29 protein-coding genes and 1 pseudogene are annotated in these 17,348 nt (G+C 43.0%); 4 read left to right on the top strand and 26 right to left on the bottom strand.

Annotated elements, in window-relative coordinates; translation table 11 throughout:
• Window positions 1-3 precede the first annotated feature (3 nt).
• From rpsK to DK207_RS12890, 26 genes and pseudogenes are all read right to left on the bottom strand, one after another.
• Window positions 4-390, bottom strand: coding sequence for a 30S ribosomal protein S11 (gene rpsK / locus DK207_RS12765; RefSeq protein ID WP_004641037.1), 387 nt, complete (start codon window positions 388-390; stop codon window positions 4-6).
• 19 nt (window positions 391-409) lie between these two features.
• Window positions 410-766, bottom strand: a complete 357-nt coding sequence (gene rpsM, locus DK207_RS12770; protein ID WP_004641038.1) for a 30S ribosomal protein S13 — start codon at window positions 764-766, stop codon at window positions 410-412.
• A 107-nt stretch (window positions 767-873) separates the two neighbouring features.
• Entirely contained in the window at window positions 874-990 is a 117-nt protein-coding gene (rpmJ, locus tag DK207_RS12775; RefSeq protein WP_000867907.1) for a 50S ribosomal protein L36, read from the bottom strand.
• A 21-nt stretch (window positions 991-1,011) separates the two neighbouring features.
• The gene (gene secY / locus DK207_RS12780) at window positions 1,012-2,331 is read right to left on the bottom strand and encodes a preprotein translocase subunit SecY (RefSeq protein ID WP_171055818.1); all 1,320 of its coding nucleotides are present in this window, start codon (window positions 2,329-2,331) and stop codon (window positions 1,012-1,014) included.
• A gap of 45 nt (window positions 2,332-2,376) precedes the next feature.
• Window positions 2,377-2,817, bottom strand: coding sequence for a 50S ribosomal protein L15 (gene rplO, locus DK207_RS12785; protein WP_004641042.1), 441 nt, complete (start codon window positions 2,815-2,817; stop codon window positions 2,377-2,379).
• Window positions 2,818-2,821: 4 nt separating this feature from the next.
• Complete coding sequence (gene rpmD / locus DK207_RS12790; protein ID WP_000849088.1) at window positions 2,822-2,998, bottom strand: 50S ribosomal protein L30; 177 nt, start codon at window positions 2,996-2,998, stop codon at window positions 2,822-2,824.
• 6 nt (window positions 2,999-3,004) lie between these two features.
• Window positions 3,005-3,502, bottom strand: coding sequence for a 30S ribosomal protein S5 (gene rpsE / locus DK207_RS12795; protein ID WP_001141025.1), 498 nt, complete (start codon window positions 3,500-3,502; stop codon window positions 3,005-3,007).
• Window positions 3,503-3,504: 2 nt separating this feature from the next.
• Window positions 3,505-3,855: a 50S ribosomal protein L18 gene (gene rplR, locus DK207_RS12800; RefSeq protein WP_004641044.1), complete on the bottom strand. Its 351-nt coding sequence runs from the start codon at window positions 3,853-3,855 to the stop codon at window positions 3,505-3,507.
• 14 nt (window positions 3,856-3,869) lie between these two features.
• Window positions 3,870-4,403, bottom strand: a complete 534-nt coding sequence (gene rplF / locus DK207_RS12805) for a 50S ribosomal protein L6 (protein WP_004641046.1) — start codon at window positions 4,401-4,403, stop codon at window positions 3,870-3,872.
• Between the two features lie 13 nt (window positions 4,404-4,416).
• Window positions 4,417-4,812 (bottom strand): 30S ribosomal protein S8, encoded by a 396-nt coding sequence (gene rpsH / locus DK207_RS12810; RefSeq protein WP_004641048.1) that lies wholly within the window; start codon window positions 4,810-4,812, stop codon window positions 4,417-4,419.
• A gap of 11 nt (window positions 4,813-4,823) precedes the next feature.
• On the bottom strand, window positions 4,824-5,129 hold the full coding sequence (rpsN, locus tag DK207_RS12815) for a 30S ribosomal protein S14 (RefSeq protein ID WP_004641050.1): 306 nt from the start codon (window positions 5,127-5,129) through the stop codon (window positions 4,824-4,826).
• Between the two features lie 9 nt (window positions 5,130-5,138).
• Window positions 5,139-5,675: a 50S ribosomal protein L5 gene (gene rplE, locus DK207_RS12820; RefSeq protein ID WP_004641052.1), complete on the bottom strand. Its 537-nt coding sequence runs from the start codon at window positions 5,673-5,675 to the stop codon at window positions 5,139-5,141.
• A gap of 15 nt (window positions 5,676-5,690) precedes the next feature.
• Window positions 5,691-6,008 (bottom strand): 50S ribosomal protein L24, encoded by a 318-nt coding sequence (gene rplX, locus DK207_RS12825; protein WP_004641054.1) that lies wholly within the window; start codon window positions 6,006-6,008, stop codon window positions 5,691-5,693.
• A 9-nt stretch (window positions 6,009-6,017) separates the two neighbouring features.
• Entirely contained in the window at window positions 6,018-6,386 is a 369-nt protein-coding gene (gene rplN / locus DK207_RS12830) for a 50S ribosomal protein L14 (RefSeq protein ID WP_004657680.1), read from the bottom strand.
• 92 nt (window positions 6,387-6,478) lie between these two features.
• On the bottom strand, window positions 6,479-6,736 hold the full coding sequence (rpsQ, locus tag DK207_RS12835; protein ID WP_004641057.1) for a 30S ribosomal protein S17: 258 nt from the start codon (window positions 6,734-6,736) through the stop codon (window positions 6,479-6,481).
• Window positions 6,733-6,930, bottom strand: a complete 198-nt coding sequence (gene rpmC, locus DK207_RS12840; protein WP_000849927.1) for a 50S ribosomal protein L29 — start codon at window positions 6,928-6,930, stop codon at window positions 6,733-6,735. The genes rpsQ and rpmC overlap by 4 nt, the downstream gene beginning before the upstream one ends.
• Window positions 6,930-7,343, bottom strand: a complete 414-nt coding sequence (gene rplP / locus DK207_RS12845) for a 50S ribosomal protein L16 (RefSeq protein ID WP_004641059.1) — start codon at window positions 7,341-7,343, stop codon at window positions 6,930-6,932. Before rplP ends, rpmC begins: the two co-directional genes overlap by 1 nt.
• Window positions 7,283-8,099 (bottom strand): annotated as a pseudogene (gene rpsC / locus DK207_RS12850) (30S ribosomal protein S3). The gene rplP and the pseudogene rpsC overlap by 61 nt, the downstream one beginning before the upstream one ends.
• A gap of 1 nt (window position 8,100) precedes the next feature.
• Window positions 8,101-8,430, bottom strand: coding sequence for a 50S ribosomal protein L22 (gene rplV / locus DK207_RS12855; protein WP_005086837.1), 330 nt, complete (start codon window positions 8,428-8,430; stop codon window positions 8,101-8,103).
• An 11-nt stretch (window positions 8,431-8,441) separates the two neighbouring features.
• Entirely contained in the window at window positions 8,442-8,717 is a 276-nt protein-coding gene (gene rpsS, locus DK207_RS12860) for a 30S ribosomal protein S19 (protein WP_004641066.1), read from the bottom strand.
• Window positions 8,718-8,730: 13 nt separating this feature from the next.
• Window positions 8,731-9,555 (bottom strand): 50S ribosomal protein L2, encoded by an 825-nt coding sequence (rplB, locus tag DK207_RS12865; RefSeq protein WP_004641068.1) that lies wholly within the window; start codon window positions 9,553-9,555, stop codon window positions 8,731-8,733.
• Between the two features lie 11 nt (window positions 9,556-9,566).
• Window positions 9,567-9,887, bottom strand: a complete 321-nt coding sequence (gene rplW, locus DK207_RS12870) for a 50S ribosomal protein L23 (protein WP_004641070.1) — start codon at window positions 9,885-9,887, stop codon at window positions 9,567-9,569.
• Complete coding sequence (rplD, locus tag DK207_RS12875) at window positions 9,884-10,486, bottom strand: 50S ribosomal protein L4 (protein ID WP_004641072.1); 603 nt, start codon at window positions 10,484-10,486, stop codon at window positions 9,884-9,886. The genes rplW and rplD overlap by 4 nt, the downstream gene beginning before the upstream one ends.
• A gap of 11 nt (window positions 10,487-10,497) precedes the next feature.
• Window positions 10,498-11,136 (bottom strand): 50S ribosomal protein L3, encoded by a 639-nt coding sequence (rplC, locus tag DK207_RS12880; protein ID WP_005086841.1) that lies wholly within the window; start codon window positions 11,134-11,136, stop codon window positions 10,498-10,500.
• Window positions 11,137-11,193: 57 nt separating this feature from the next.
• Window positions 11,194-11,505, bottom strand: a complete 312-nt coding sequence (rpsJ, locus tag DK207_RS12885; protein ID WP_000070912.1) for a 30S ribosomal protein S10 — start codon at window positions 11,503-11,505, stop codon at window positions 11,194-11,196.
• Window positions 11,506-11,735: 230 nt separating this feature from the next.
• Complete coding sequence (locus DK207_RS12890; RefSeq protein ID WP_004641076.1) at window positions 11,736-12,464, bottom strand: type 1 glutamine amidotransferase; 729 nt, start codon at window positions 12,462-12,464, stop codon at window positions 11,736-11,738.
• Between the two features lie 168 nt (window positions 12,465-12,632).
• Between DK207_RS12890 and DK207_RS12895 the strand changes: the two genes are divergently transcribed.
• From DK207_RS12895 to DK207_RS12910, 4 genes are all read left to right on the top strand, one after another.
• Window positions 12,633-13,826, top strand: a complete 1,194-nt coding sequence (locus DK207_RS12895; protein ID WP_100833180.1) for a PLP-dependent transferase — start codon at window positions 12,633-12,635, stop codon at window positions 13,824-13,826.
• 19 nt (window positions 13,827-13,845) lie between these two features.
• On the top strand, window positions 13,846-15,393 hold the full coding sequence (locus DK207_RS12900; RefSeq protein WP_109441517.1) for a helicase HerA-like domain-containing protein: 1,548 nt from the start codon (window positions 13,846-13,848) through the stop codon (window positions 15,391-15,393).
• 143 nt (window positions 15,394-15,536) lie between these two features.
• The gene (hmpA, locus tag DK207_RS12905) at window positions 15,537-16,748 is read left to right on the top strand and encodes an NO-inducible flavohemoprotein (RefSeq protein WP_109441518.1); all 1,212 of its coding nucleotides are present in this window, start codon (window positions 15,537-15,539) and stop codon (window positions 16,746-16,748) included.
• Between the two features lie 79 nt (window positions 16,749-16,827).
• Window positions 16,828-17,280, top strand: a complete 453-nt coding sequence (locus DK207_RS12910) for an RrF2 family transcriptional regulator (RefSeq protein ID WP_004641082.1) — start codon at window positions 16,828-16,830, stop codon at window positions 17,278-17,280.
• Window positions 17,281-17,348 lie beyond the last annotated feature (68 nt).

The raw sequence follows: 17,348 nt of genomic DNA on the forward strand, positions 1-17,348 counted from the left end.
TCCTTACACGCGACGTTTTTTAGGTGGACGGCAACCGTTGTGAGGAATTGGAGTCACATCGGTAATGCTGTTAATCTTATAACCCACTGCGCCTAATGCACGAACCGCAGACTCACGACCTGGACCAGGACCTTTTACAAGGACGTCTAGGTTTTTCAAACCGTAATCTAAAGCTGCTTTACCAGCAACTTCAGCAGCTACCTGAGCAGCAAACGGAGTTGATTTACGTGAACCACGGAAGCCTTGTCCACCTGAGGTGGCCCAAGCCAATGCATTACCTTGACGATCGGTAATCGTAACAATGGTGTTATTAAAAGACGCGTGAATGTGTGCAACACCTTCAGAGACGGTACGAGAGACCTTCTTGCGTGTGCGAGTATCTTTAGCCATCTTTTAGCTTCCAGAAATCTTACTTTTTAATCGGTTTGCGCGGACCTTTACGGGTACGTGCGTTAGTTTTGGTGCGTTGTCCGCGAACAGGCAAGCTGCGACGATGACGAAGACCGCGGTAGCAGCCTAAATCCATTAAACGTTTAATGTTCATGGAAATTTCGCGACGTAAATCACCTTCGGTCGGAACCTTAGCAACTTCTGCACGAATCGCATCAAGCTGAGCATCATCTAATTCACGAATTTTCGTAGTTCCAGCAATACCTACAGCAGCTAAGATATTCTTAGCAGTGTGGCGACCGATACCAAAAATATACGTGAGAGAGATAACAGCGTGCTTGTTATCCGGAATGTTTACACCGGCAATACGAGCCATTCAATTTTCTCCAAAAAGGCAGTCAAGATAATCAACCGCCCCACAAAAATCTTGAGGGGCGGATAATAACCTAATTAGCCTACTGAAATCAACAGGTCTTAATTAAATTAACCTTGACGCTGCTTATGACGAGGTTCTGCGCTACAAATTACGCGAATAACCCCATTACGACGGATAACTTTACAGCTACCACAAATTTTCTTTACAGAAGCTTGTACTTTCATGATGAAAACCTCTAAGTGCGCTTATCCCTGCGGATGAGCAGTCGTTTTTCTCATTAACGTTTGATTATCATATTGATGCGAGGTCAAGTGCGCTTGAAGTTGCGCCATAAAGTCCATCACAACTACAACTACAATCAGTAAAGATGTCCCACCCAAATGGAATGGAATACCAAACGAACTTTGTAGCACCATAGGCATTAAACACACTACGGTAATGTAGATAGCACCAATAAATGTCAAACGGTTAAGAATATGATCTAAATAACGAGCCGTTTGCTCACCTGGGCGGATACCAGGCACATATGCTCCGCTACGTTTCAAATTCTCTGAAACTTCTTTCGGGCTAAAAACAAGCGCCGTATAAAAATAACAGAAGAAGATAATTAACGCACCAAAGAGCATTAAATATAACGGCTGTCCAGGTGATAACACCAATGCCAGATCTTGCAGGCTACGCTTAACAAATCCTGCATTTGGATCAGCACTTCCTAACCATTGCCCCAAGCTCGCTGGAAATAATAACAGTGAGCTAGCGAAAATCGCTGGAATCACACCTGCCATATTAATTTTTAATGGCAAATGTGTTTGCTGTGCAGTAAATACACGACGGCCCTGTTGTTTTTGAGCATAATTTACTGGAATACGACGTTGTGCTTTTTCAATAAACACAATCGCGGCTAAGACAGCTAACGATAATAAACCGAATACCGCCAAACCAATTAAGCTACCTTGACCATTTTGTACAGACGTGAACGACTGAATTACAAGGTTTGGCAAGCCAGCTACAATACCAGCAAAAATAATCATTGAGATACCGTTACCAACACCACGTTCGGTAATCTGTTCACCCAACCACATCAAAAACATTGTTCCTGCAACAAGCGAAGTCACTGCTGGAACATAGAATGCCAAGCCTGAAGTCAAAGTAATACCCTGACTAATCAGACCAGCACACATCCCTATACCCTGCACGAGTGCAAGAAATAGAGTGCCGTAACGCGTATATTGATTCAGTTTACGTTTGCCTTGCTCGCCTTCTTTTTTCAAAGCTTCTAACGAAGGAACCACTGTTGACATCAACTGCACGATAATCGATGCAGAGATGTATGGCATGATCCCTAACGCTAGAATTGACATGCGTTCTAATGCACCACCAGAAAACATATTAAATAAGCCCAAGAAGGTACCTTCATTGGCCTTAAAAAAGCTTGCTAGTGCCACACTATCAATGCCCGGCAACGGAATATGCGCTCCTAGTCGAAAGACCAATAACGCGCCAATTAAAAACATTAATCGACGAATAATTTCACGGTATTTCACATGAAACGGTTGGCCTTTCATCATGTTTACATGACCAGAAGAACTAGGAGTCATAGACACTCGAGATTACTCCTCGACTTTACCGCCAGCAGCTTCAACAGCAGCTTTAGCACCTTTAGTCAACGCTACACCTTGTACAGTGAACGCGCGAGTGATTTCACCTGAAAGCACGATGCGAGCACGAACTTGGTCACGACGAACAACATTCGCAGCCTTCAAAGTTTCTAGTGAAACAACATCACCTTCAACTTTGTTTAGCTCAGACAAACGTACTTCAGCAGTTTTCAAAGCGATTTGGCTAGTGAAACCGAATTTTGGTAAACGACGATATAACGCAGTTTGACCGCCTTCAAAGCCTGGACGAGTACCACCACTTTTACGTGAATTTTGACCTTTGACACCACGGCCACCAGTCTTACCAACGCCAGAACCGATACCACGGCCTAAACGACGGTTTTCACGCTTTGCACCTTCAGCAGGTGCAAGCTCATTTAAACGCAGAGTCATGGCATTATTCCTCTACACTAACCATATAGTAAACTTTGTTGATCATGCCGCGGTTAGAAGGCGTATCTTGCACTTCTACAGTATGACCAATACGACGCAGACCTAAACCTTGTAAGCAAAGCTTGTGATTTTTCAAGCGATGTGAAGAAGACTTAGTCTGGGTAACTTTAATCGTTTTCATGATTGATTACCCTTGAATTTCTTCTACTGACTTACCACGTTTCGCAGCGACTTTCTCAGGAGAAGTCATATCACGCAAACCTTTAAAAGTCGCGTTTACTACGTTAGCAGCGTTAGTAGAACCATAACATTTAGCAAGTACGTTATGTACACCTGCAGCTTCAAGAACAGCACGCATCGCGCCACCAGCAATTACGCCAGTACCTTCTGAAGCAGGTTGCATGTATACACGGCTTGCGCCATGACGAGCATTCACAGGGTGTTGTAAAGTAGTCCCCGCAAGGTCTACAGTAATCATGTTGCGACGAGCAGCTTCAAGTGCTTTAGAAATAGCAGCTGGAACTTCACGTGCTTTACCACGACCAAAACCTACACGACCATTACCATCGCCCACAACAGTTAGTGCTGTGAAAGAGAAGATACGACCACCCTTTACTACCTTGGCTACACGATCAACGGCAACCAGCTTTTCAACGAGACCTTCGTTTTGTTCAACTTTCGCCATGATTAGAACTCCAAGCCGCCTTCACGAGCAGCATCAGCCAAGGCTTTGATACGACCATGATATTTAAAACCAGAACGGTCAAATGCAACTTTAGTAACGCCAGCTGCTTTAGCACGTTCTGCGATCAAAGCACCAACTTTCGTAGCCGCTTCAACATTACCAGTAGTACCACTACGTAAAGATGCATCTAAAGTTGAAGCTTGCGCTAAAACTTTGCCACCATCCGCTGAAATAACTTGCGCATAGATGTGACGCGGAGTGCGGTTTACACACAAACGAGTCGCACCCAATGCACGAATGTGCAAGCGTGTGCTTTTCGCACGACGCAAACGGGTTTGTTTCTTTTCGTTCATAAGAACCTCGCGCCTTATTTCTTCTTAGCTTCTTTACGAAGAATAACTTCATCCGAATAACGAACACCTTTACCTTTATATGGTTCAGGAGCACGGTATGCACGGATTTCCGCTGCCACTTGACCTAACAACTGCTTGTTTGCTGATTTCAAAATGATTTCAGTTGCAGTTGGAGTTTCCGCTGTTACACCTTCCGGTAAAGCGTAGTCAATCGGGTGTGAGTAACCAAGGTTAAGGTTTACAACAGTACCCTTAACCGCAGCTTTATAACCAACACCAACAAGCTGTAACTTACGTTCGAAGCCTTCGCTAACACCTTTTACAAGGTTGTTCAATACAGCGCGAGCAGTACCAGCCTGCATCCAAGCGTCTTTCGACTCTTTAGCCGGAGCAAGTTGAAGTTTACCTTCTTCCTGTTTTAGCTCGACCAGCGCATGCAGGTTGAAAGACAATGTACCTTTGCTGCCTTTCACTTCGACCTGCCGGCCGTTCTGAGTAACTGTTACACCATTCGGTACAGTTACTGGGGCTTTAGCCACACGAGACATGAGGAATCACCTATTAAGAAACAAAAGCAATAACTTCACCACCGATGCCCGCAGCACGTGCAGCGCGATCAGTCATGATGCCTTTGCTTGTAGAAACAATTGCAATACCTAAACCTTGCTTAACGCTAGGAATTTTATCTTTACCGCGGTATTGGCGAAGACCTGGACGGCTTACACGCTTAACGGTTTCGATAACTGGTTTGCCTTCGAAATATTTTAACGTAATAGTCAAAGTAGATTTGATCTCTTCTTGAGCCACTTCTACATTTGAAATATAACCTTCTTGTTGAAGTACATTTGCAATTGCAACTTTCAACTTAGAAGACGGCATAGAAACAGTTTGTTTCTTCGCCATTTGTGCGTTACGAACACGTGTTAACATGTCGGCAACGGTATCTTGCATACTCATTTAGTCGCTCCTTACCAGCTTGCCTTAACAACGCCCGGCACATCACCTTGCATTACTGTATCGCGTAATTTGTTACGGCTTAAACCGAACTTACGGAAGTAACCATGAGGACGACCAGTTAAACCACAACGGTTACGAAGACGTACTGGAGATGCGTTACGTGGCAATGCCTGTAACTTTAATGTCGCTTCGAAACGTTCTTCGTCACTCGCATTTACATTTGCAATCGTTGCTTTTAATTCAGCACGTTTTGCAGCGTATTTAGCAACTGTCTTTTCGCGTTTCAATTCGCGATTAATCATACCTTTCTTAGCCATATCGACCTCTTATTTGAACGGGAAGCCGAATGCACGCATAAGCGCACGGCCTTCGTCATCGCTACGAGCAGTGGTCGTAATCGTGATATCTAAACCACGGATACGATCAATTTTGTCAAAATCGATTTCAGGGAAAACGATTTGCTCTTTTAAACCCATAGAGTAGTTGCCGCGACCATCAAATGATTTCGCAGAGAAACCACGGAAGTCACGAATACGAGGGATTGCGATAGAGATCAAACGATCCAAGAATTCGTACATTTGGTCGCCGCGTAAAGTAACTTTACAACCGATCGGCCAACCGTCACGGATTTTGAAACCAGCGATTGATTTACGCGCAAGGGTCACAACTGGTTTTTGACCAGCAATGAGTTGCATATCAGCAACAGCACCATCTAATAATTTCTTATCAGTTGCAGCTGCGCCTACACCCATGTTAAGAGTGATTTTCGTGATGCGAGGAATATCCATCACGTTCTTAACGCCAAGTTCTTCTTGTAACTTCGCTTTAAGTTCGTCGTTGTAACGTGCTTTAAGTCTGGCCATTGCCTTTTCAACCTATTACTTCGCTACCGCCACTGATTCACCATTTGATTTGTAAACACGAGTTTTCGCGCCATCAATCACTTGGTAACCAATACGGTCAGCCTTTTGGGTTGTAGCATTAAAAATTGCCACGTTTGAAATATGAAGCGTTGCCTCTTGAGTAACGATACCGCCTTCAGCGCCAGTTACACGGTTTGGCTTTTGATGCTTCTTCACTAAGTTAAGACCTTCGACCTTAACTCGATCTTCAGAAACAGACAAAACAACACCTTGTTTGCCTTTTTCTTTACCTGCGATCACAATTACTTGATCGCCTTTTTTAATCTTAGCCATGATTGCCTCTTATAGAACTTCAGGAGCCAATGAAATGATTTTCATGAACTGTTCAGTACGAAGTTCACGAGTCACTGGTCCGAAGATACGAGTAGCAATCGGAGCTTTGTTGTTATTCAAAATAACAGCTGCGTTATCGTCGAAACGAATAACTGAACCATCTGGACGACGGATGCCGAATTTTGTACGAACAACTACAGCATTCATCACGTCACCTTTTTTAACACGTGCGCGTGGGATTGCTTCTTTTACAGTAACTTTAATAATGTCGCCAACTGAAGCATAACGACGGTGTGAACCACCAAGTACTTTAATACATTGTACGCGGCGTGCACCACTGTTGTCTGCTACGTCGAGCATACTTTCGGTTTGAATCATTGCCCTACTCCAAAACCGAGCATCACCGGTCACAATTTCGAAAGGCTCAAAGAGTACTCGAAATTGTCCGATGATGCAACAAGAACGTCTAATTACTCAGCAGCTGCTTCAACGACTTCCACTAAAGTCCAAGCTTTAGTTTTAGAAATTGGGCGGCTTTCTTTGATGGTTACCAAGTCGCCAGTTTTAGCAACATTGTTCTCATCATGAGCGTGTAGTTTAGTTGAACGGCGGATTGATTTGCCATACAACGGGTGTTGAACACGGCGTTCAATAAGTACAACAATAGACTTGTCCATTTTGTCACTTACGACTTTGCCGGTTAACGTGCGGACTGTTTTTTCACTCATTGTCCGTTCCCCTGTTTTTCGGTAAGGAGTGTCTTGATACGAGCAATTGTCTTACGAGCAATTTGCACTTCATGCGATTTGCCTAATTGACCAGTTGCTTTCGCCATACGAAGACGGAATTGGTTAAGCTGTTGCTCATCAAGCAAAGCTTTCAACTCTTCTACCGATTTTTCACGTAGATCTTTAGTTTTCATTACATTACCGTCCGAGTCACGATAGTGGTTTTAAACGGAAGTTTAGCAGCAGCTAAAGCAAAAGCTTCACGCGCTAACTCATCGTTAACACCTTCAATTTCGTACAGGATCTTACCTGGTTGGATCTGACAAACCCAATATTCCACGCTACCTTTACCTTTACCCATACGAACTTCTAATGGTTTTTCGGTAATTGGCTTGTCCGGGAATACGCGGATGAAGATTTTACCACCACGCTTAATACGACGGCTGATGGTACGACGGCAAGCTTCAATCTGACGCGCAGTCATACGACCACGTTCAGTTGCTTTAATTGCAATCGAACCAAATGATACTGTACTACCACGATGCGCTAGACCAGTGTTACGGCCTTTGTGCACTTTACGGAATTTGGTACGTTTAGGTTGCAACATGGATTATTCTCCCTTGTCAGCAGCACGGTCACCGCGACGACCACGACGCTCTTGACCTTCACCACGTCCACGACCACGTTTAGCTGGACGCTCTTCAGCAGGAGCAGGGTTCATGACTTGTTTCATGCCACCTAAAATCTCGCCACGGAAAATCCAAACTTTAACACCGATCGTACCGTAAGTTGTTTCTGCACGCATAGTTGCATAGTCGATGTCAGCACGAAGTGTATGCAAAGGTACACGACCTTCACGATACCATTCAGTACGAGCAATCTCTGCACCACCTAAACGGCCAGAAACTTCAACTTTGATACCTTTTGCGCCAGCACGCATGGTGTTTTGAACCGCGCGCTTCATAGCACGACGGAACATTACACGCTTTTCTAATTGAGAAGCGATTGCTTCAGCAACTAAACGAGCGTCTAAGTCTGGGCGATCGATTTCGTTGATGCTAACTTGCGCTGGAACACCCATAATATTGGTGAGTTCGCGCTGTAATTTTTCAATGTCTTCGCCTTTCTTACCGATTACGATACCAGGACGAGCAGTGCTAATTGTTACTTTAGCAGCGCCTGTAGGACGTTCGATAAGAATGTTGCTGATCATCGCGTTTTTAAGTTTCTTAGTTAGAAACTCACGAACTTGAAGATCTTTAAGCAAGTATTCAGCGTATTGTTTCGGACTCGCATACCAGTTAGCGTTATGGCGTTTCACAACACCCAGGCGGATACCGATTGGATGAACCTTCTGACCCATATCAAACCCCTACCTTAACGGTGATGTGACAAGTACGCTTAGTAATACGATCTGCACGGCCTTTAGCACGCGGCATGATACGTTTAAGGCTCATGCCTTCATCAACGTAAATCGTAGTTACTTTAAGATCGTCAACATCTAAGCTGTTATTGTGTTCAGCATTCGCGATCGCAGATTCAAGTGCTTTTTTAACGAGCACAGCTGCTTTCTTGTTGCTGAAGTTTAAAATGTCTAGCGCGCGTGCAACCGATTTACCACGAATCAAATCAGCAACTAAACGTGCCTTCTGTGCCGAGATAGCGGCACCGCGTAATTTAGCAGTTACTTCCATCATAGCACCTATTAACGTTTAGACTTCTTATCAACACCGTGACCACGATAGGTACGAGTTGGCGCGAATTCACCTAGTTTATGACCAACCATGTGCTCAGTAACAATTACTGGAACGTGGTTACGACCATTGTGAACAGAAATTGTTAAACCAACAAAGTCTGGAAGGATCATTGAACGACGAGACCAAGTCTTGATCGGCTTACGGTTGTTTGCTGCAATAGCCGCTTCAACCTTAGCGAACAAGTGCGCGTCGACGAATGGACCTTTTTTTAATGAACGAGGCATTAGTCAGATTCCTTTACTTGACGCGACGGTCGCGAATAATCATCTTAGTCGTACGCTTATTGGTACGTGTCTTGTACCCTTTAGCTTTTTGACCCCATGGACTTACAGGTTGAATACCTTTACTACGTCCTTCACCACCACCGTGTGGATGGTCAACTGGGTTCATCGCCATACCACGAACGGTAGGACGAACACCGCGCCAGCGCGAAGCACCAGCTTTACCCAATGAACGAAGGTTGCTTTCTTGGTTAGAAACTTCACCAATTACAGCACGACATTCAACATGGACTTTACGCATTTCACCAGAACGTAAACGAACGATAGCGTAAGAACCATCACGACCTAACAACTGAACTGAAGTACCAGCAGAACGCGCTAATTGAGCACCTTTACCGATTTTGAGTTCAAGGTTATGAAGTGTAGAACCAATAGGCATGTTACGAAGTGGTAAGCAGTTACCTGGACGAATTGGAGCATCGTTACCAGATTGAACTTTATCACCCGCACGTAAACCTTTAGGAGCAATGATATAACGACGTTCACCGTCAGCATATTTCAATAAAGCAATATGAGCTGTACGGTTAGGATCGTACTCAATGCGCTCTACAGTCGCTGGAATACCATCTTTATTACGTTTAAAGTCAACAATACGATAGTGTTGTTTATGACCACCACCTACATGACGTGTAGTGATGTGACCATTGTTATTACGACCACCAGTACGTTTTTTTGCTTCTACCAACGGTGCATAAGGTGCGCCTTTGTGAAGATGGCTATGAACCACTTTCTCTACAAAGCGACGTCCTGGAGACGTTGGCTTACATTTTTGAATTGGCATAATTTTCGTCCTTATTCCGCTGCGTTTTCAGCGGTATCGCCCAAGTCAGCCATTTCTACATCTTGGCCAGCTTTCAGGGTGACGTATGCTTTTTTCACATCAGAACGACGTCCTAATGTTTTACCAAAGCGTTTTGTTTTACCTTTAGTGATCGTTGTATTAATTTTTACAACTTCAACACCGAAGAGCTGTTCAACTGCTTTTTTGATTTCAAGTTTGTTTGCATTTAATGCAACTTTGAACACTTGAACACCAGCAGTATCACCTAAAACTTGTGCTTTTTCTGAGAATACTGGTCCTAATAGGACTTGATAGATACGTTCGTTGTTCATCCGAGTTCTACCTCAATTTTCTTAGCAGCAGCTACAGACATTACAACTTTATCAAATGCGATCAAGCTAACAGGATCAATAGCAGTAGCATCAACCACATCAACGTGTGGAAGGTTGCGAGCTGCGAGATACAAGTTCTCATCTACAGCATCTGTAATGATCAATGCGCGAGTTGCATTCAAGTCGGTAAGTTTTGCAAGCAATTCTTTAGTTTTTGGAGCCGCAACAGCAAACTCTTCAACTAATACAAGGCGATCTTGGCGAACAAGTTCAGCTAAGATACATTGCATTGCACCGCGATACATCTTACGGTTTACTTTTTGAGACCAATCTTGTGGACGAGCAGCAAAAGTTTTACCACCACCAACCCAGATCGGGCTACGAATAGAACCCGCACGAGCGCGACCAGTACCTTTTTGACGGAATGGTTTTTTACCACCGCCAGAAACATCTGCACGTGATTTGTGAGCACGAGTACCTTGACGACCACCAGCTAAATAAGCTGTAACAACTTGGTGTACAAGAGCTTCGTTAAATTCACGTCCGAAAGCAACTTCAGACAATTCAACAGCAGAGCCGGAAACAGTTTTTAAATTCACAGTATTTCCCCTCAGGCCTTGATGGTAGGACGCACGATAACGTCGCCGCCAGTTGAACCAGGAATAGCACCTTTAACAACTAAAACAGAACGTTCAGCGTCAATAGATACAATTTCAAGACCTTGAACTGTTACGCGTTCATCACCTAAGTGACCAGCCATTTTCTTGCCTTTGAACACGCGACCAGGTGTTTGGTTTTGACCTGTAGAACCTAATACACGGTGAGATACAGAGTTACCATGAGTAGCATCTTGCGTACGGAAATTCCAACGCTTAACACCACCTTGGAAGCCCTTACCTTTTGATTGCCCAGTTACGTCAACAATTTGACCAACTGTGAACAAATCAACACCGATAGAACCACCAACTTCACGACCTTCAAGCTCAGCTTCAGTAACACGGAACTCTTTAACTAAACGACCAGCAGCAACACCCGCTTTAGCGAAGTGACCTTTCTGAGCGTTCGTTACGCGCGATTCGCGACGTTCACCAGTAGTTACTTGAATTGCTTGATAACCATCAGTTTCAAGTGTTTTGATTTGCGTAATGCGGTTTGGATCGACTTCGATAACTGTAACAGGTACAGATACACCAGCATCTGTAAAGACGCGAGTCATACCACATTTGCGACCGACTAAACCAATAGCCATGTGCATAAACCTCTAAAAAAGCGGCCTAATTAACTTAGAGTTAATTAACCGAAAGCCTTAACCCAAAGCGATCTGAACATCAACACCAGCAGCAAGATCTAACTTCATCAATGCATCAACAGTTTTATCTGTTGGTTGAACGATATCGATCAAACGTTTATAAGTGCGGATTTCATACTGATCACGAGCGTCTTTGTTGACGTGTGGTGAAGTAAGAACGTTGAAGCGTTCGATGCGAGTAGGCATCGGGATTGGACCACACACTTGTGCGCCAGTACGCTTAGCGGTTTCTACGATCTCTTGAGCAGATTGATCAATCAGACGATGATCAAAAGACTTCAAACGGATACGAATTCTCTGGTTAGACATACCAGTAAACTCCAAGCCAAATATATAAAGAATCACCCATGACGCACCTCACCTTTTTTTGGTAAGTGTCAAGGGCAGTGAAAATCACTATGGTCGTGATCGATGCCACGACTGTAATGCGTTAACTACTTTCTTCGTAGAAAACGCCCTCCTTTTGAGGGTCGCCCATTATAGCGATTGTTTAAGTCTTATGCAATTCCTGTTTTTTATTTTTTATAATTTTATCCTCTTTAAACACCTACAACATATTCTATCGCTCGATTCAACAACTGATTACCTTGTTCGAATCTACTTTTTAGTGTCCTTTTTAGCTCCGATATGGGTTGAACGTACTCGCCATCAAAAATTGCCATTTCTTCTTCATTTTCAATCAACAACTCCAATGCATGTGGTGTCATTTCTGGATGAAATTGAAAACCAAGCACATTGCGTCCAATTTGATACATTTGGTTTCGACAAACTTTATTTTCTGCCAAATGTACTGCCCCCTTCGGGATTTCAAAAGTTTCACTATGCCACTGTAAGATATTGATCCGCTCAGGAAATTGGAAGCATGTTTCTGGAATATGTGAAGCACGCCCAACATCCATCCAACCTAGCTCCTGATGAGGATTGCGGCTTACAGCAGCACCTAAAGCATTTGCAATCAACTGCCCACCTAAGCATAGACCAATGGCGGGTTTTCCTGCTGCCAAATAGCGGCGTAACCAGCGTTTTTCCAGCCTCAACCAAGGATAGTTCGCTTCATCATTTACACTCATGGTTCCCCCCATGATAATGAGCAAGTCCACCTCATCCACACGCGGCAACGCCTCTAGCTCAAGCGGCAAATCTACAGGCAAAGCAAAAAATTCAGTGGCTGTGATTTTTGCTTTATGTGCCTTTAGAAATTCATAACAACTTCCAAAACCCTCACCGGCGATGTGCTGAAAATAATGCACTCTTAAATGCGACTTCATGCGCTAAAACCTATTATCGTTAGAATGATAATAATTCTTAGCAAAAATAACGCCAGTTTTATTCCAAAGCATGATGCCCGTACCGATTCTGTACAAAAGCTGCAAATTACTGGCAGATAGATCACTTTTATCTTAACCTAGATCATCATATCGTTTTGATTTTGCCCCATGACTACACATAAAAATAGACAAACGCTTCTTATTCATGCACCACGCCAAGCCCCTCAATACATTGAAACCATACAACCTCCCCTATTTCGTGCATCCACCATCATTTTCCAGTCGACAGCGCACCTTTTTGATCGTCACTGGACCGATGCCTATGACTATAGTTATGGCACACATGGCACCCCCACAACATTCACTCTAGCCGATAATATTGCTCAGATTGAAGGGGGGCGATATTGCTTACTTGCACCGAGTGGTCTATCCGCGATTAATCTCGTGAATAGTGCAATATTAAGCAAGGGAGATGAAGTCTGGGTCGCTGATAATATTTATGGCCCTAATTTAGAACATTTAAGAAATCTGCAAGAACGCTACGGCATCATTGTTAGCATTTACAATCCAATTGATGCTGACAGTTTCCAACCGACAGAGAAAACCAAGCTAATTTGGCTAGAAGCAGCAGGTTCAGTTACCTTAGAATTTCCCGATCTAAAAAATTTAGTTAAAAAAGCCCAACAAGCCAACGTGCTGACTGCACTGGATAATACTTGGGGGGCGGGCCTTGCATTTAATGCTTTTGATTTTTCAGATGAACACCTTTCAATTGATATCACTGTTCATGCTTTAACCAAATATCCAAGTGGTGGTGGCGACATATTAATGGGTTCAGTGGTGACACGTGATCAAGCTTTACATCACAAATTGTTCCGTATGCATGCCATTCAAGGCATTTCTGTTTCAGGTGATGACACTGCTCAAATTCAACGTAGTTTGGCACACATGTCCTTTAGATATGACCAACAAGCACAAAATGCGCTTACTTTAATGAACTGGTTAAAGCAACAACCTCAATTCGCCCAAGTACTCCATCCAAGCCTTCCAGACTCTGCTGGCCATGCATTTTGGAAACAAATTTGCACCACAGGAAAAAGTGCAGGTCTTGTCAGTGTCATCTTTAAGCCTGAATATGACCTGACCGCCGTTCGAAAATTTTGCGATAGCTTAGACCTCTTCAAACTAGGTTTTAGTTGGGGTGGGCCTATCAGCTTAGTCATGCTGTACGACTTAAAACAGATGCGCACACTTGAAAATACACATTTACAACAAGGATTATTGGTTCGCTTCTGTATTGGACTAGAACATGCTGAAGATTTAATCCAAGATATTCAAAATGCATTAAAACAACTGGAATGAAATCAAGAATAGGTGAAGAATGAATACACCCATCGTTATTGCTAAAAAAACCACAGATACCACACAAGATATTGTTCTACATTCTAAATTTGCCAACCGACATGGTTTGATTGCAGGTGCAACAGGAACAGGTAAAACCGTTACCTTAAAAGTATTGGCAGAAAGTTTTTCTCGCCTTGGTGTGCCTGTATTTCTTGCTGATGCTAAAGGTGATGTCTCGAGTCTCGCCAAGGCAGGTTCGAGCAATCCCAAATTTGAAGAACGCCTTAGTCTACTCAAAATCAGCGATATCCCTTTTGCAGCATCACCTGTCATTTTTTGGGATTTATTTGGTGAGCAAGGTCATCCTATTCGTACCACCATTTCTGAGATTGGACCCTTATTATTAGCCAGAATGCTCAATCTCAATGACACACAAGAAGGTGTGCTTTCAGCAGTTTTCCGAATCGCAGATGATCAAGGTTTATTATTAATTGATTTTAAAGATTTAAAATCGATGTTGAGCTATGTCAGTGAAAATGCTTCGGCACTTAAAGCTGAATATGGCAACCTCTCTCCCGCAAGTCTTGGTGCCATTCAACGCAATTTACTAGCACTAGGTGATCAAGGTGGCGAACAATTCTTTGGTGAACCGAGTCTCAACATTTTAGACTTTATTCAGACCGATACCAACGGTCACGGCTATATCAACATTTTAGCTGCGGATAAGCTTATGAATACACCAAAGTTATATGCCACTTTCTTACTTTGGATGTTATCCGAGTTATTTGAACAGCTTCCAGAAGTGGGTGACATGGACAAACCTAAATTGGTTTTCTTCTTTGATGAAGCACACTTACTTTTTGATAATGCCAGCACAGCTTTGCAACAAAAGATTGAACAAGTAGTTCGTTTGATCCGCTCTAAAGGTGTCGGAATTTATTTCATTACTCAGAATCCACTGGATCTACCAGAGAGTGTACTTGGGCAATTAGGTAATCGCGTACAACATGCTTTACGTGCATTCACGCCAAAAGATCAAAAAGCGGTCAAAACAGCAGCAGATACATTCCGTGCCAATCCAGAGTTTAAAGTTGATCAAGCGATTACCGAGCTTGCTGTAGGTGAAGCACTCGTGAGTTGCCTCGACGAGCAAGGAACACCACAAATTGTTGAGCGCGGCTGGGTGATGCCACCTTACTCATCCTTTAGCCCAATTACACCGGAAGAACGTCAAGTTATCATTGCACAGAGTATTGTTGCAGGTATTTACGATCAAGCCGTTGACCGAGACAGCGCGTATGAAATGCTACAAAAGAAAGTCTTGCAACTATCTCAACAAAAAGAAGCCGATGCCTTGGCAAAACAACAGGAAAAAGAACAAGACGCTTTAGCCAAACAACAAGCCAGAGAACAAGAACGTTTTGCACGTGAGCAACAACGAGCCGCTGAAAAAGCACAACGCGATCGAGAAAAACTCACACAAGACATTGTAGGGACTTTTGCGAAAAGTGCTGCACGTAGTCTAGGGGGAAGCTCAGGACAAAAGATTGTCAGAGGTTTACTTGGATCTTTATTTGGTAAATAACAACCACATCTGCTTATAAATTAAGGGATAATAAATTATCCCTTAATTTTTTTATGGCTTTTATCATAAGATGTATTGCAAATACATTTTATAAGATGTATTTTAAATATATCTTATAAAATGATAGCCAAGAGAGATCAAACATGACTCCGCAGCAAATTGAACTCGTAAAAGCAACCGTCCCTGTTCTTCGTGAAAATGGCGTGGCACTCACTGGTTATTTTTATAACCGCATGTTAGGGAACAATCCTGACTTAAAAGAAACCTTCAATATGGGTCATCAACGTAGTGGTGCTCAAGCTCAAGCACTTGCAGGTGCCGTTCTCGCTTATGCAGAAAATATTGAAGATCCATCAGTATTGCTGCCAGTAGTTGAATTGATTGCGCATAAACATGTCAGCCTCAATATCCAAGCACCTGATTACAGCATTGTGGGCGAAAACCTGCTGCACTCGATCAGTGAGGTCTTGAGTATCTCTATGGATGATCCACTCATTGATGCATGGGCTGCGGCATACGGGCAATTGGCTGATTTATTTATCAGCACAGAAAAAGCGATTTATGATCAACACCAGCAAACAAAGGGGAGCTGGCTAGGTTGGCGTAATTTTAAAATCGCTCAAAAAGTGATTGAAAGCGATGAAATTACTTCGTTCTATTTAGCTCCTGTCGATGGTGGTGATTTACCCAAATATGAAGCAGGTCAATACATCTCTGTGCGGGTATTTGTACCTGAGCTAGGGTTAAGACAACCACGTCAATATACGCTATCAACCTCACCTCAAGCTGACTATTTAAGAATTTCAGTCAAACGTGAAGATGAAAAAGAAAATTTAGCTGCGGGCTGGGTGTCCAATACACTACACAGCTTAGCCGAAGGCTCACAAATTGAAGTGTCAGCACCTACAGGCAACTTCTATCTGATTGATCATACAAAACGTAATGTATTTATTAGTGGGGGTGTCGGCTTAACTCCAATGATTGCGATGTTAAATCAACTTGTTACCTTAGATATGCCACAGCCTGTGAGCTTTATTCACGCATGTCGTAGTAGCCAAGTACATGCTATGAAAAAACATATTCATGATCTTAAAGATAAGTATCCCCGTCTTAGTACGTTTACAGCTTATGAATTTCCACATGACGGCGATATATTAGGTATTGATTATGATATTGCTGGGCGTTTAGACCTCAGCAATGTAGATGCGGCTTTATTACCTATTAATGCAGATTATTACTTATGCGGCCCTATGCCATTTATGGCGGAACAACATAAAGCTTTAATCGCGCGCGGTGTTCCTGCCCAGAACATTCACAGTGAAGCTTTTGGTACAGGTGGGGTCAAACTCAGCTAATCGACACTGCATTTTGCACAGGGCTAGTCTATGATAGACTAGCCCTTTGTATTTAAAGCAATAGATTGAGTGAAATCCAATGCAACTCAATAAGTTTACTGATTATGCGCTGAGAATTTTAATGTATGTCGCTCGTCCGAGTGATGTGCCTTATACAATCGCAGATATTGCAAAAGACTTACATGTCTCCCAAAACCATTTGGTTAAAGTGGTTCATTTTATGGGAAAGCAACAGTGGATTGTCACGATTCGTGGTAAAGGAGGCGGTCTTCGCCTCAATCCTGAAGCAAAAAGTCTTAAACTCGGTGAGATCGTACGCACTCTGCAAGGTCATCAACACATTGTTGAATGCAATACCCCACCCTGTGTTTTACGCTCACATTGCGGGCTCAAAGGAATTTTAGACCAAGCTTTAGAAAGTTTTTATCAAAGTCTAAATCAATATACGCTTGGTGAGGTCATACAGCACGGCATTCTTCCATCTTCGAAGCATTCAAATATTGAGTTTCTAGAACTCATTCAAAAAGCATAACCACCAGATTCGCACGATTGACTGACATCCTTTATAATAGCTTTGCTATTTCAATTCAAAAGTAAGCT

Origin of the sequence: Acinetobacter haemolyticus, assembly GCF_900406815.1 — a bacterium.
Classification (GTDB): Bacteria; Pseudomonadota; Gammaproteobacteria; order Pseudomonadales; family Moraxellaceae; genus Acinetobacter; species Acinetobacter haemolyticus_A.

What these genes read in the sequence shown, in the direction of transcription:
- rplC (WP_005086841.1), bottom strand. Translation starts at nt 11,136, where the DNA reads ATGGCTATTGGTTTAGTCGGTCGCAAATGTGGTATGACTCGCGTCTTT.
- hmpA (WP_109441518.1), top strand. Translation starts at nt 15,537, where the DNA reads ATGACTCCGCAGCAAATTGAACTCGTAAAAGCAACCGTCCCTGTTCTT.
- rpsJ (WP_000070912.1), bottom strand. Translation starts at nt 11,505, where the DNA reads ATGTCTAACCAGAGAATTCGTATCCGTTTGAAGTCTTTTGATCATCGT.
- rpmC (WP_000849927.1), bottom strand. Translation starts at nt 6,930, where the DNA reads ATGAAAACTAAAGATCTACGTGAAAAATCGGTAGAAGAGTTGAAAGCT.
- rpmD (WP_000849088.1), bottom strand. Translation starts at nt 2,998, where the DNA reads ATGAAAACGATTAAAGTTACCCAGACTAAGTCTTCTTCACATCGCTTG.
- DK207_RS12890 (WP_004641076.1), bottom strand. Translation starts at nt 12,464, where the DNA reads ATGAAGTCGCATTTAAGAGTGCATTATTTTCAGCACATCGCCGGTGAG.
- rplN (WP_004657680.1), bottom strand. Translation starts at nt 6,386, where the DNA reads ATGATTCAAACCGAAAGTATGCTCGACGTAGCAGACAACAGTGGTGCA.
- DK207_RS12910 (WP_004641082.1), top strand. Translation starts at nt 16,828, where the DNA reads ATGCAACTCAATAAGTTTACTGATTATGCGCTGAGAATTTTAATGTAT.
- rpsQ (WP_004641057.1), bottom strand. Translation starts at nt 6,736, where the DNA reads ATGAGTGAAAAAACAGTCCGCACGTTAACCGGCAAAGTCGTAAGTGAC.
- rplB (WP_004641068.1), bottom strand. Translation starts at nt 9,555, where the DNA reads ATGCCAATTCAAAAATGTAAGCCAACGTCTCCAGGACGTCGCTTTGTA.
- rpsN (WP_004641050.1), bottom strand. Translation starts at nt 5,129, where the DNA reads ATGGCTAAGAAAGGTATGATTAATCGCGAATTGAAACGCGAAAAGACA.
- secY (WP_171055818.1), bottom strand. Translation starts at nt 2,331, where the DNA reads ATGAAAGGCCAACCGTTTCATGTGAAATACCGTGAAATTATTCGTCGA.
- rpsE (WP_001141025.1), bottom strand. Translation starts at nt 3,502, where the DNA reads ATGGCGAAAGTTGAACAAAACGAAGGTCTCGTTGAAAAGCTGGTTGCC.
- rpsK (WP_004641037.1), bottom strand. Translation starts at nt 390, where the DNA reads ATGGCTAAAGATACTCGCACACGCAAGAAGGTCTCTCGTACCGTCTCT.
- rplE (WP_004641052.1), bottom strand. Translation starts at nt 5,675, where the DNA reads ATGGCCAGACTTAAAGCACGTTACAACGACGAACTTAAAGCGAAGTTA.
- rpsH (WP_004641048.1), bottom strand. Translation starts at nt 4,812, where the DNA reads ATGAGTATGCAAGATACCGTTGCCGACATGTTAACACGTGTTCGTAAC.
- rplP (WP_004641059.1), bottom strand. Translation starts at nt 7,343, where the DNA reads ATGTTGCAACCTAAACGTACCAAATTCCGTAAAGTGCACAAAGGCCGT.
- rpmJ (WP_000867907.1), bottom strand. Translation starts at nt 990, where the DNA reads ATGAAAGTACAAGCTTCTGTAAAGAAAATTTGTGGTAGCTGTAAAGTT.
- rplX (WP_004641054.1), bottom strand. Translation starts at nt 6,008, where the DNA reads ATGGCTAAGATTAAAAAAGGCGATCAAGTAATTGTGATCGCAGGTAAA.
- rplV (WP_005086837.1), bottom strand. Translation starts at nt 8,430, where the DNA reads ATGGAAGTAACTGCTAAATTACGCGGTGCCGCTATCTCGGCACAGAAG.
- rplW (WP_004641070.1), bottom strand. Translation starts at nt 9,887, where the DNA reads ATGAACAACGAACGTATCTATCAAGTCCTATTAGGACCAGTATTCTCA.
- DK207_RS12895 (WP_100833180.1), top strand. Translation starts at nt 12,633, where the DNA reads ATGACTACACATAAAAATAGACAAACGCTTCTTATTCATGCACCACGC.
- rpsM (WP_004641038.1), bottom strand. Translation starts at nt 766, where the DNA reads ATGGCTCGTATTGCCGGTGTAAACATTCCGGATAACAAGCACGCTGTT.
- rplR (WP_004641044.1), bottom strand. Translation starts at nt 3,855, where the DNA reads ATGAACGAAAAGAAACAAACCCGTTTGCGTCGTGCGAAAAGCACACGC.
- rplO (WP_004641042.1), bottom strand. Translation starts at nt 2,817, where the DNA reads ATGACTCTGCGTTTAAATGAGCTTGCACCTGCTGAAGGTGCAAAGCGT.
- DK207_RS12900 (WP_109441517.1), top strand. Translation starts at nt 13,846, where the DNA reads ATGAATACACCCATCGTTATTGCTAAAAAAACCACAGATACCACACAA.
- rpsS (WP_004641066.1), bottom strand. Translation starts at nt 8,717, where the DNA reads ATGCCTCGTTCATTAAAAAAAGGTCCATTCGTCGACGCGCACTTGTTC.
- rplF (WP_004641046.1), bottom strand. Translation starts at nt 4,403, where the DNA reads ATGTCTCGTGTGGCTAAAGCCCCAGTAACTGTACCGAATGGTGTAACA.